The organism is Marinifilum flexuosum, from assembly GCF_003610555.1.
GTDB lineage: Bacteria > Bacteroidota > Bacteroidia > Bacteroidales > Marinifilaceae > Marinifilum > Marinifilum flexuosum.
The window spans coordinates 715417-727116 of record NZ_RAPQ01000010.1; the positions used below are offsets into that span (position 1 = coordinate 715417).

The window sequence follows — 11700 nt, forward strand, 5'->3', positions numbered from 1 at the left end:
AGTAAATTAATATTTTAATAGAATCTCATCTTTAATCTTGCTTCTTCTTTTTTACTTTTAACCAGCCAAAAATATCCATAAGAAACAATATGACTGTAATTACAATAGTACGAGTCACATTATCCCATATATCAAACTCGTCTTTAATAAGATAGTTTAATATCGAAATGGTGATGAAAATTACAATTAAATTCACACCTATAAAAATTAAGTGTTTGTATGGCTTTTCCATTTTATAAAAAATTTAAATTTATATTAAGTCATACAATTATTAATTGAAAGTGGGTGGGTGCAATTTGAAAAATAGCCATAAACAGTGTCTTCCCAATTGAGTGCATATAATTCGAAATTAATAGATATATTTAGCTTTAAATTTTAAATCAAAATACCATGACTACTATAAAATCCAAATATTTGGGTGATTTAAGAACCGAATGTGTTCACTTACAATCAGGAAATAAAATTTTTACCGATGCACCAACCGATAATCAAGGTAAAGGAGAAGCTTTTTCACCAACCGATTTATTGGCAACTTCATTAGGCTCATGTATCATGACCATTATGGGCATTGTAGCTCGCGATAATGATATCGATATTGTAGGTACAGAATTGGACATTACCAAAATCATGGCAAGTGATCCAAGAAGAGTAGCTGAGGTGATTGTAGAATTCAATTTCCCAGATAAAGAATATACCGATGAAGAGAAAAAAACTATTGAATCGGTAGCCGGCACTAGTCCTGTACCTTTAAGTGTGCATGACAATATGAAACAGACAATTAAAATGAATTGGGCAAGATAAGAGTTTAGTAAACTAAACAAAGAAAAAATAAAACGCGAAGACACTAAGGCCCTAAGAAATATTTCCTTACTAGCGTCTTAGCGACTTTGCGTTTCAACTCTCATTAACACATTCACAAAACACAATGATTCTAGTAACAGGCGGCACAGGATTAGTTGGCTCACATTTATTGTACGATTTACTGAAAAATGACAATAAAGTTCGTGCTTTAAAACGATCGAGCAGCAATATCGATTTGGTTCGTAAAACCTTTTCGTTTTACTCAAAAGATGCTAATCAACTTTTCGAATCAATTGAATGGTTTGATGGAGATATGTTGGATCCTGATTCTTTGGAAGAGGCCTTGGAAGGTATAAAAGATGTTTACCACTGTGCAGCTTTGGTTTCTTTCAAAAAAGAAGACAAAAAGAACCTTCTCGACATTAATGTAGAAGGAACCCGCAACCTGATAAATACTTGTATCGACAAGAAGATCCGTAAGTTTTGTATGGTAAGTTCCATTGCTGCATTGGGAACTCCCGAAGAAGGCGAAGATACTGTAAACGAATCTACTCCGTGGAGTCCTGAAGATAAAAGGTCGGGCTATTCGCTTAGTAAATTTCAATCGGAATTAGAAGTTTGGAGAGGAATTGAGGAAGGGCTGAATGCCGTAATAGTAAATCCATCTATCATTTTGGGTCCGGGACAATGGGACAAAGGCAGCTCGCTATTGTTTAGTACGGTTGCCAATGGTTTAAAGTATTTCACCAGGGGAATAACTGGCTATGTTGATGTTAGAGATGTGAGCAAAGCCATGCTTCAGTTGATGGAAAGTGATATTGTAAACGAACGCTTTGTTTTAAACGGCGACGACTGTACTTATGAATTCATATTTAAGGCCATCGCAAAACATATTGGGCTAGAAGGGCCTACAAAATATGCTTCGCCAAAAATGACCGAAATAGGATGGCGTTTGGCGTCTTTGCAAAAGGTATTTTTGTTTAAACAGCCAAGTTTCACCAAAGAAACTGCGCGAGCTTCGCACAACATCAGGAAGTATTCGAATCAAAAAATTAAAAATGCTCTAAACTTTGAGTTTATTGATATTGAAAAAAGTATAAAAGATACGGTGCAGCATTATCCATTGCAGGCTAAAGTGAAGAGTTAATGAGATTAACCACGAAGTACACTAAGGTTTTTCTCAAAGATCGCAAAGTTTGAAAATAATTCTTTGCGTTCTTTGCGTAGAAATCACTTTCCCCCCAACATTCTAATTACACTCTTTAAAGTCTCATTCTCGGCTTTTAATGCCTCTTTTTCTTCATCTTTAAAGGCATCCGAATCATTATCCATATTCATCTGATCGGCCAATATTTGAAAGAAGTTTGTATTCAAAATCCTACAAATCTGGCGCAGTCGATCCACCTGTATGGTATTTCTGCTCAATAAATAATAGGTTGTTGATACACTTAAACCAAGTCTACGAGCCAAATCGGGTGGTCGCATCCCATGTCTCTTCATTTCTTTTAAGATTAGCTCGTTTATAGGATACTTTTTACTCATTTTAGGCTTGATTTTAATGGTTTTAGGTATGATTTTCTTCTAAATTTACGATACTTTATACTAATTTTTAGTAGATTTTAATGATTATTTGTTGATTTTTAATGAATTAATATTGATTCATAATTAATAACTCATGATTTTCATAGTTATATTAGCTTATTTCCCTAATTTTTAGAATACTATCACGAATTCATCAATCAATTTTTCTAAATAATCATCAGAAATCATGCTTCCAGCTTAGCTTATCAAACTTATAGGCAAGAAAAAGAGCCATCCCCAAAGGAATGGCTCATCTTTAGAATATCTGATTATTAAATTTCATACAATTCTATCATTTCATTTAATGTATTGATTTCTTTTTTGATTTTCTTCCTGATGAAAAATATCAACACCACAATGATTACTACAAACTCAACAAGGAAAAAATTAAACCAGAAGGCAGACAAATACTTGTAAAACTCTATAAATAGTAATCCTACACCAATTACATAAAGCGAAAAGGTCAGATAAGTTGGGTATTTATGAATCTTCTTGCGCCATTGATAAAAAGCTTTCAAATCGGAAATGAATTGATCGGATTGACAAAGTATATTCAAGTTCTTTTTTCTTCGATAACTAAACAGCTCAATTGTAATTCGAATGGCCAAAGCCATAATCATGGTAATAATTCCAACTTCGAATAATACACTTGTTGTTGTGAAGTAGAATAGATCAATTCCTACAATGGCCAATGCTGTGATTGATAGAATGATTATATTTTTAATGTGACTATTGTTGACCAAACGATCGGCTTTTTTGATTCGTTTTTTAAGTTCCTTTGGCACTTTTGTTGGCTCCGGGGACTTCTGGTTATCGTATATTGATTTTATATCTTTAAAATTATTCATTGTTTTAGGCTTTAAGCGTTTTGCATTTCTTTACTAGTCATACATTTGAAGAGTTTTCCTTTGTTACGATGAATTTGAACTCTTACATTCTCGTTTGATAAACCCACTGCTTCGGAAATTTCCTTTTGTGGGACCTCTTCCAGGACTAGTGAAATTAATATCTTACCCATTTCGTTTAGTTTCTTTATGCAAGCACGCAGCATTTTTAATCTTTCATCCCTATCATCTTCCTGATCATCGCATAAACTTTCAGGTACTTGATCGGTAATTTTTTCCTGCGATTTCTTAATCTTGCGCAAATGCATTAAGCAGGTATTCACTGTTATTCGATATATCCATGTACTTACTTGCGACTCATTTCTGAATTGATCCAGGTTTTGCCAAATTTTTACAAACACCTCCTGTGATAAATCATCAGCCAAAGCTTTATTTCCTGATACATAGGTCAAACACAAGCGGTAAACTTTGGTGTAGTTTTCTTTGTAAAGCGTATTAAATGATTGGTTCATTAGTTTAAAAGTTGTTTCAATTCATTCATATAGGTTTCGAACTGATCGAACATGATAAAGTGTGCTGAATTTTCTATGTAAATAATCTCTTTGCTTTTAAGTGCAGCAAACTGATTGTTGTAAACACCTTCAACCATACTTTTGCTTGGGTTAGCTGCAGCTAATATAACAACTTGCGATTCAATATTCTTAATATCTTCTCTCAAATCCAATTTCAATAAATCGGTATAACCATATACATAAGTTTTGCGATCTGCTTTCATCATCCAATCCACAATTTGTTGATGTTTTGAGGTAGATTTGCTCATAAACACTGCAAAATTCATTGCCATTCCTCTGAACTCTTCATCACTCATTTTAAGCAAGTTGTTATTATATTCGGTATTGTAGCTTATTTTATCGCTTGAATAATTTGGTATCATCATCGCTCCCATACATGGCAATGCATCAACGATTAATAATTTTTTAATATCAAATTGCTTTTCCGAAGCCAACCACAAAGCCAAGGTTCCACCCATACTATGTCCTACAATGGATAATTTTAAAAACTTATTTTCCTGAATATATTGATCGATATCCTTTTTAACGGTCTGCAACCACGAGCTGTCAATTGCAGGCACATTACCAAATCCTGCATAGCTAACAAGATGACATTCGTGATTCTGGGAGATTTTCTCAACAGTTTCAGACCAAACTTCTCCCGGACAAGTAAAACCAGGTAGTAATAAAACCGGATCTCCCTGCCCAACAACTTCAACTTGAATTGAACTGATTTGAGCTAAAAGAGAAAAATTGGCAATAAATACTAAGGCTAATGATACAATAAATGATTTCATGATTCTAAAATTTTAATTTGTTTGTTTGCCCTTTTGATGCACATCTTTTTCAAATGTTACACTTGTCGAAAAATTTTTCTCATTTTTTTCTAATCAATTTAAAGCATAAAAAAAAAGCCACTCCCGTAAGGAATGGCTTTTCAATATATTTTGTGATTATCTTATAAGTTGAAAGCTTCTTTTACTTTCTCTAGATAGTCTAATTTCTCCCATGTAAACAATTCAACTTCTTTTTCGATATTTCCGAAATATGGAGATTCGAATTTCTTGGTAACTGTTCTTGGTGTACGTCCCATGTGGCCATATGCTGCAGACTCTTCGTAAATTGGATTACGTAATTTCAAACGCTGTTCAATTGCTGCCGGACGAAGATCGAAAAGTTCTTTAACCTTTTCAGCAATTTCACCATCGCTTAATTCCACGTTCGATTTTCCGTAAGTATCAACGTAGATACCTACTGGCTCAGCAACACCAATTGCATATGAAAGTTGAACCAAAATTTCATCGGTAACACCAGCTGCAACCATGTTTTTAGCAATATGACGTGAAGCATAAGCTGCCGAACGGTCTACTTTCGAAGGATCTTTTCCTGAGAAAGCACCACCACCGTGAGCACCTTTACCTCCGTAAGTATCAACAATAATCTTACGACCAGTTAATCCCGTATCACCGTGAGGACCACCAATCACAAATTTACCCGTTGGGTTAACGTGCAAAATAAACTCATCATCGAAAAGAGCCTGAACTCTCTCTGGCAATTGCTTAATTACACGAGGGATAAGAATGTTACGAACATCTTTCTTGATTTTTTGTAACATCAACTCGTCGTTTGGACCAAAGTCGTCGTGCTGAGTAGAAACTACAATTGTATGCACTCTTTCAGGAGCATCCTGATCGTTGTACTGAATGGTTACCTGCGATTTTGAATCAGGACGAAGGTAAGTCATCTCTCTTCCTTCGCGACGAATGGCAGCCATTTCAATCAACAAACGGTGCGACAATTCAAGTGACAATGGCATGTAATCATCGGTTTCTTTAGAAGCATAACCGAACATCATACCCTGGTCGCCAGCACCTTGAGTCATTGGATCTTCACGATCAACACCACGATTGATATCATCTGATTGTTCGTGAAGTGCATTTAAAACACCACAAGATGATCCATCGAACATGTACTCGCTTTTTGTGTAACCAATACGGTTAATCACCTTACGAGCAGTTTCCTGAATATCAATATAAGTTTTTGTTTTTACCTCACCGGCAATTACTACCTGACCAGTAGTAACCAAAGTTTCAACTGCAACTTTCGAATTAGGATCAAAAGCCAGTAATTTATCCAAAATGGCATCTGAAATCTGATCAGATACTTTATCTGGATGTCCTTCAGAAACAGATTCTGATGTAAATAAATATCCCATAATTTTTAAAGTTTTGAGCACAGTAAAGCCTTCTTAATCAAATAAGTCCCCCAGACTTTAAGCACTTTATAAATAAAATTTACGGGAAAGCAATTGGTTGTTGTATTAACGCAGAAAAAGGATAATAACACCATTTAGCATTTTTTTCTGTGGTTGCAAGCAGCCAAATCTTTCCACTTAATTCTCGGCAAAGGAAAACATTATTTTGGAAAGAAACAATATTGCAACAGGTGTTTTTAATGCTTTTTAACAATTCGTAGTCCTGAAAAACAGGTGGTTTCAGGCTAAAAAAGACTGCAAAGTCTTATTAGTATTGATTTAACCACGAATTACACAGATCTCATTAATTGATTCGCAAATTGTGTATTTCTTTGTATACTTTGTGAAAAACCTTTGTGTACTTTGTGGTTAAGATTATTTAGAATCTAAATCTCAAACAAATAACTGATTACTGATCATTGTTAACTGTTAACTGATGAAACAAGTCTTCCAACCTTTGAGTTTGGCTCTTCATTTCAAGAATTTCCCAGTTGTTTTTCACTGCCATTTGGAATATTTCCTTACGGATATCATCAGAACTTGAGATACTAAATTTATTATCTCCCAAAGAAATTACCTCTTTAATTCCCTCATGTTGATTCAGGATATCCAATGAAATATCATTGGCGAATTCCACTTCAATCATCTTTGAAGACAATTCGGAACTGAGGTTTTCAATCTTTTTATCGGCCACCAAATTTCCCTTGTTGATAATTAAAGCCCGCTCGCAACAAGCCTCCACTTCCTGCATGATATGCGTAGAAAGCATAACGGTCTTCTGCTTGCCAATTTCCTGAATCAGATTTCTGATTTCGACCAGTTGGTTGGGGTCTAAACCAGTGGTTGGTTCGTCAAGAATCACCACTTTTGGATCGTGAATTAAAGCCTGTGCAATTCCAACTCTTTGACGATATCCTTTCGAAAGTGCACCAATTTTTTTGTTCTGTTCCAAACCAAGTCCAGTAAGGTCAATCATCTCAGCAATTCTCGACTTTTTTGCTTTTCCCAATTTGTATATGGAAGCAACATGATCGAGGTATTCTTTCACATACATTTCCAGGTAAAGCGGATTATGCTCTGGCAGATATCCAATTTGCCTTCGCACCTCCAATGAATGCTCTTCTATATTCAATCCATTTACTTCAACCAAACCAGAAGATTGTGGAACAAAACCAGTAATAATCTTCATCATTGTTGATTTTCCCGCACCATTGGGGCCTAAAAATCCTACAACTTCACCCTGGTTAATTTCAAAGCTAACATTGTCAAGTGCTTTTTGTTTTCCATATAGCTTGCTTACTTCCTGAACTTTAATCGACATAAAACTGGATTTGAACTATTACCTTAAATACTTCGTGTTATTAAAACTTAAAGTTAAAAAAATCTTATTTGCTGTGAATTTAATCATTCTCTCCTTGTTTCCCTTGCAATTCATAATTGATCACTCATAATTGATAATTGAATTACTTACCTTTGTCGTTCAATTCAAATCAATAACAATGAGTTTTTCACAGCATAATAATTTCTGTAAAGATCTTTTCAATTATTCTCGTCGCGAATCAAGCGAATCAAATATTGGCAATACCCCAATGGGTAACAATAATCCTATTCGAATACAATCGATGACCAACACCGATACCAATGATATCGAAGCGAGTGTTGAGCAGGCAATCAGAATGATAGAGTCGGGAGCAGAATATGTTCGTTTAACTACACAGGGTACAAAAGAAGCTGAGAATTTAAAATTCATTAAAGAGGAATTGGTAAAAAGAGGGTATGAAACACCTTTGGTTGCCGACATTCATTTTAATCCCAAGGCTGCTACAATTGCTGCAAAATATGTCGACAAGGTCCGAATTAATCCTGGAAACTTTGTTGACAAACGTGCCGATTTTAAAAACAGCGATTACGGAGATTTAAAATACCAGGAAGATTTAGAAAAGATTCGTGAGAAATTTATTCCCCTAATTCGCATTTGCAAGGAACACAATACCGCTCTTCGAATTGGTACCAATCACGGGTCATTGTCAGATCGAATCATGAGTCGCTACGGCGATACACCAAGAGGAATGGTTGAAGCTACTTTGGAGTTTCTTCGCATTTGTAAAGAGCAAAACTTTACGGATGTTGCCATTTCAATAAAATCTAGCAATACAGTAATGATGGTTAAAACCGTTCGTTTACTGGTTTGCGAAATGGAAAAGGAACATATGCATTTTCCATTACATTTGGGGGTAACAGAAGCTGGCGAAGGAGAAGATGGAAGAATTAAATCGGCCGTTGGAACAGGGGCTTTATTAAATGATGGAATTGGTGATACGGTTAGAATTTCTCTTACCGAAGATCCGGAAATAGAATCTCCAGTAGGAAAAAAACTGGTTGATTATGTGTTGGCAAAAGAAAATCACACACCAATTACTCAGATTGAAAACACAGAGGTTGATTTGATTAATTTTTACAAGCGATCAACAAACTTGGTAAAAAATATAGGCAGTTCAAAAGTTCCTGTGGTTATCTGCGATTTATCGCACGAAAGATATTTGACTGCTGATTTACCTGAAAAATCAGGATTCAAACAAGATCAGGATACATTGGAATGGGAAAAAGGAAACTTGGCTGCTGATTTTATCTACGTAAGTGGTTACGATCCTGTTTTCACCGATTATCCTAAAGATTTGGGGATTATCGTGGATCAAGAATGTTGGGAGCTGGCCGATCAATATACCGATAAATCCTATCCTCTATTTCAAAGCGAGGAATTTCTTCACGACAATCTAACAGCTTTTGCCAGCAGCATTCATTTTGTAGAATGTGAATATAAAGACCTAAGCGAGGAATTTATCTCCAAAGTAAAAGAGAATAACAAGATTGTTTTGATTTGTAAATCGAATCACCAAAATGCCTTTGCCGAACAACGAGCTTTTGTTTTCAAATTGGTTCAAACAAAATGCAAGGCACCGGTAATTTTTAAACGTGAATTTACTGATGCAAACCTAGAAGATCTTCACTTAAAATCGTCTTGTGATTTAGGTAGTTTATTTTTCGATGGATTGGGCAATGGTATCAGCATTGCAAACCAAGGAAATCTTCCACAAAACGAAGTTTTATCTACCGAATTTGGGATTTTGCAAGCGGCAAGAGTTAGAACTACGAAAACTGAGTTTGTATCCTGTCCAGGATGTGGTAGAACTCTATTTCAATTGCAAGAGGTAGTTGCTGAAGTGAAAATGGCATTTTCTCACCTTACTCACCTAAAAATTGGTGTTATGGGCTGTATTGTTAATGGTCCGGGTGAAATGGGTGATGTTGATTACGGATATGTAGGAGCTGGACCTGGAAAAGTTTCATTGTATAAAGGTCACGATGTTTTAATCAAAAACATCCCAAGTGAAACTGCCATTGAAGAATTAAAGAACATCATTAAGAATAATGGCGATTGGATTGACGATAATATCAATTAATTTGATCAATGTTTTTTTTTAATACACATTGTTTTATATCTTGCAGATAGATGTATCCACTAATCTATCAGCGTGAAGAAGAATCTTTTACTTATATTTTTCATTTTTCTGTTTTCATTTGCTTATGCCGATAAACTTGAGCTAAGTGGAATTTATCTTGGGAAAAATGTATATGTTATGAATCCATTTTCAGATTCAGGGGTGGGATATTGTGTTTACCAGGTTACTGTAAACGGCCAAACCTCTTCTGATGAAATAGGTAGTAGTGCATTCGAGATTGATCTTTCGCAATTTGGCTTTGATATAGGCGAAAAGGTGAACATCGTTCTACATTATAAAGGTGGATGTTTGCCACGTATTACAAATCCGGAAGCCATTAAACCAAAATCAACATTTGAAATTCAGACTGCCGAAGTTGATAAAAATGGCATTTTACATTGGACTACTAGAGAAGAAAGTGGTTCAATACCTTTTGTTGTGCAACAATACAGATGGAACAAATGGGTCATTGTGGGCGAAGTTGAAGGCAATGGCCTGCCAACCATCAACAAGTACAAGTTAAACGTAAGAACTCATACTGGAAAAAATATTTTTAGATTATCTCAAACCGATTATACCAGAAATGCTAATTATTCTCCAAGAATAACCCATGAGTCGCAAAAGCCAAAAGTTGAATTTGGACCAGAAAAGGTAAAAGATGAACTTTTATTTACCTCCGAAACCCTTTACGAGATTTATGACCAATATGGAAATATCATTTTTAAAGGTTTCGGAAATAAAGTGAATCTTGAAAATCTTCAATCAGGTTTATATTACATCAACTACGACAACACCATGGGAAGTTTTCGAAAGAAGTAATTCTATTCTGAAAATAGATCCAATACTGTTTCGCCTTCCTCAATTTTTAAATGGTGCGCAATCATACCAACAGATCTTGCAGCTTCGGCATTTGCAAGCATATCATCAACAAATAAAGTTTCGCTTGCTATTAAACCTTCCGCATCCAAAACCTTAGTATATATTTTTTGATCCGGCTTTCTTAAACCCATATTGTGCGAGTAATAATCCTTTTCGAAAAAATCTGATAAGCAAACTCCGTGTACATCCTGAATCATGCTCATATAAGCTTCCCAGTGGATGATATTGGTATTACTAAGAAGAAATACCCTATGATTCTTTTTTAGTCGATTTAAAAGCTCTAAACGCTCAAAAGGTAAATCCAAAAGCATCGAGTTCCAAGCTGTGTCAATTTCAGCGTCAGTAACGCCATTTGAAATAAACTTCCTGATTTTGGTCCTAAATTCCTCTGGCGACACAATTCCTTTTTCCAAATTGTCAAATAATCCATTCTCTGAATATTCTCTTTTAATTAATTCCACATCATGTAATCCAATCTGCTTAAAACTGTTAACTGCATTTTGTGGATCGATATTTAAAAGCACACCTCCGAAGTCGAAGATAATATTAGGTATTGAATCGTATTTTTGCATAATTTTTTTCCTTCAATTATTGAATTATTCGATACAAATATGTAATATTGCACACCGAAAACAAAGATAAAACATTGCTTTTATTTTATAAGTTTTTCGAGGGCCTATAGCTCAGCTGGTTAGAGCACCTGACTCATAATCAGGGGGTCCCTGGTTCAAGCCCAGGTGGGCCCACCCTCTGAATCAAGCAGTTACAACGATGTTGTGGCTGCTTTTTTTGTTTCTACTGGCTTTGTCTAACAAATTCTCTCCCATAAAAATACATATCTAAAAGCGATTGTACTATATAAGGATCAATTCAATATTTAATAAAGATTGTTATTTACTATTAAGAGAAATATGCATCATACAATTCTATAATAAATGGAAATTGCCTTCTCCAACTACCCATTAAATGAAAATTTAATGTATAAAAAAAGGATAGTAAATCCGTAGACTTACTATCCTTTAAAGGTTGGCGTCGACCTACTCTCCCACATCTCTGCAGTACCATCGGCGCTAACAAGCTTAACTACTCTGTTCGGAATGGGAAGAGGTGGAACCTTGTTGCAATAAACACCTAAAATCGTTTTGTTTAATCAAACTGATTAAAGCTATATATCTTATTTATAAATATCTCATAAAAAAAGAGTCTCACTCCTTAATGGAATAAGACTCTTTAAAGGTTGGCGTCGACCTACTCTCCCACATCTCTGCAGTACCATCGGCGCTAACGGG

The 11700-nt window shown here is 35.2% G+C and carries 12 protein-coding genes, 1 tRNA gene and 1 rRNA gene; 5 read left to right on the plus strand and 9 right to left on the minus strand.

All coding sequences use genetic code 11. From position 1 onward, the window contains the following. Positions 1–31: 31 nt before the first annotated feature. The gene (locus BXY64_RS16175) at positions 32–232 is read right to left on the minus strand and encodes a hypothetical protein (RefSeq protein WP_120241010.1); all 201 of its coding nucleotides are present in this window, start codon (positions 230–232) and stop codon (positions 32–34) included. Between the two features lie 158 nt (positions 233–390). Here BXY64_RS16175 and BXY64_RS16180 point away from each other — a divergent pair, with 158 nt between their 5' ends. After that, positions 391–801: an OsmC family protein gene (locus BXY64_RS16180; protein WP_120241011.1), complete on the plus strand. Its 411-nt coding sequence runs from the start codon at positions 391–393 to the stop codon at positions 799–801. A 124-nt stretch (positions 802–925) separates the two neighbouring features. Beyond that, positions 926–1948 carry an NAD-dependent epimerase/dehydratase family protein gene (locus BXY64_RS16185; protein ID WP_120241012.1) on the plus strand — a complete coding sequence of 341 codons (1023 nt, stop codon included), beginning with the start codon at positions 926–928 and terminating at the stop codon, positions 1946–1948. A gap of 83 nt (positions 1949–2031) precedes the next feature. Here BXY64_RS16185 and BXY64_RS16190 read toward each other — a convergent pair whose 3' ends face one another. The 6 genes from BXY64_RS16190 to gldA form a co-directional block, all read right to left on the minus strand. After that, positions 2032–2343, minus strand: a complete 312-nt coding sequence (locus BXY64_RS16190) for a helix-turn-helix domain-containing protein (RefSeq protein ID WP_120241013.1) — start codon at positions 2341–2343, stop codon at positions 2032–2034. Between the two features lie 311 nt (positions 2344–2654). After that, the gene (locus BXY64_RS16195) at positions 2655–3230 is read right to left on the minus strand and encodes a hypothetical protein (protein WP_120241014.1); all 576 of its coding nucleotides are present in this window, start codon (positions 3228–3230) and stop codon (positions 2655–2657) included. A gap of 11 nt (positions 3231–3241) precedes the next feature. Continuing rightward, on the minus strand, positions 3242–3739 hold the full coding sequence (locus BXY64_RS16200) for an RNA polymerase sigma factor (protein WP_120241015.1): 498 nt from the start codon (positions 3737–3739) through the stop codon (positions 3242–3244). Next, the gene (locus BXY64_RS16205) at positions 3739–4575 is read right to left on the minus strand and encodes an alpha/beta fold hydrolase (RefSeq protein WP_120241016.1); all 837 of its coding nucleotides are present in this window, start codon (positions 4573–4575) and stop codon (positions 3739–3741) included. Before BXY64_RS16205 ends, BXY64_RS16200 begins: the two co-directional genes overlap by 1 nt. 161 nt (positions 4576–4736) lie before the next feature. Beyond that, positions 4737–5993: a methionine adenosyltransferase gene (metK, locus tag BXY64_RS16210; RefSeq protein WP_120241017.1), complete on the minus strand. Its 1257-nt coding sequence runs from the start codon at positions 5991–5993 to the stop codon at positions 4737–4739. Between the two features lie 448 nt (positions 5994–6441). Further along, positions 6442–7353: a gliding motility-associated ABC transporter ATP-binding subunit GldA gene (gene gldA / locus BXY64_RS16215; RefSeq protein ID WP_120241018.1), complete on the minus strand. Its 912-nt coding sequence runs from the start codon at positions 7351–7353 to the stop codon at positions 6442–6444. 178 nt (positions 7354–7531) lie between these two features. Here gldA and ispG point away from each other — a divergent pair, with 178 nt between their 5' ends. Further along, entirely contained in the window at positions 7532–9493 is a 1962-nt protein-coding gene (gene ispG, locus BXY64_RS16220) for a (E)-4-hydroxy-3-methylbut-2-enyl-diphosphate synthase (RefSeq protein ID WP_120241019.1), read from the plus strand. A gap of 72 nt (positions 9494–9565) precedes the next feature. Next, positions 9566–10351 (plus strand): hypothetical protein, encoded by a 786-nt coding sequence (locus tag BXY64_RS16225; RefSeq protein ID WP_120241020.1) that lies wholly within the window; start codon positions 9566–9568, stop codon positions 10349–10351. Positions 10352–10353: 2 nt separating this feature from the next. Here the strand turns inward: BXY64_RS16225 and BXY64_RS16230 are convergent, their stop codons facing one another. After that, positions 10354–10983: an HAD family hydrolase gene (locus tag BXY64_RS16230; RefSeq protein WP_120241021.1), complete on the minus strand. Its 630-nt coding sequence runs from the start codon at positions 10981–10983 to the stop codon at positions 10354–10356. 100 nt (positions 10984–11083) lie between these two features. Here BXY64_RS16230 and BXY64_RS16235 point away from each other — a divergent pair. Then, positions 11084–11157 (plus strand) — tRNA-Ile (locus BXY64_RS16235). Between the two features lie 278 nt (positions 11158–11435). Here BXY64_RS16235 and rrf read toward each other — a convergent pair. Next, a 5S ribosomal RNA gene (gene rrf / locus BXY64_RS16240) occupies positions 11436–11546 on the minus strand. Between the last annotated feature and the right edge of the window lie 154 nt (positions 11547–11700).

Excerpts from the sequence above, each read along its gene's own strand:
- BXY64_RS16175 (WP_120241010.1), bottom strand. The coding sequence starts at position 232 with ATGGAAAAGCCATACAAACACTTAATTTTTATAGGTGTGAATTTAATT.
- BXY64_RS16180 (WP_120241011.1), top strand. The coding sequence starts at position 391 with ATGACTACTATAAAATCCAAATATTTGGGTGATTTAAGAACCGAATGT.
- BXY64_RS16185 (WP_120241012.1), top strand. The coding sequence starts at position 926 with ATGATTCTAGTAACAGGCGGCACAGGATTAGTTGGCTCACATTTATTG.
- BXY64_RS16190 (WP_120241013.1), bottom strand. The coding sequence starts at position 2,343 with ATGAGTAAAAAGTATCCTATAAACGAGCTAATCTTAAAAGAAATGAAG.
- BXY64_RS16195 (WP_120241014.1), bottom strand. The coding sequence starts at position 3,230 with ATGAATAATTTTAAAGATATAAAATCAATATACGATAACCAGAAGTCC.
- BXY64_RS16200 (WP_120241015.1), bottom strand. The coding sequence starts at position 3,739 with ATGAACCAATCATTTAATACGCTTTACAAAGAAAACTACACCAAAGTT.
- BXY64_RS16205 (WP_120241016.1), bottom strand. The coding sequence starts at position 4,575 with ATGAAATCATTTATTGTATCATTAGCCTTAGTATTTATTGCCAATTTT.
- metK (WP_120241017.1), bottom strand. The coding sequence starts at position 5,993 with ATGGGATATTTATTTACATCAGAATCTGTTTCTGAAGGACATCCAGAT.
- gldA (WP_120241018.1), bottom strand. The coding sequence starts at position 7,353 with ATGTCGATTAAAGTTCAGGAAGTAAGCAAGCTATATGGAAAACAAAAA.
- ispG (WP_120241019.1), top strand. The coding sequence starts at position 7,532 with ATGAGTTTTTCACAGCATAATAATTTCTGTAAAGATCTTTTCAATTAT.
- BXY64_RS16230 (WP_120241021.1), bottom strand. The coding sequence starts at position 10,983 with ATGCAAAAATACGATTCAATACCTAATATTATCTTCGACTTCGGAGGT.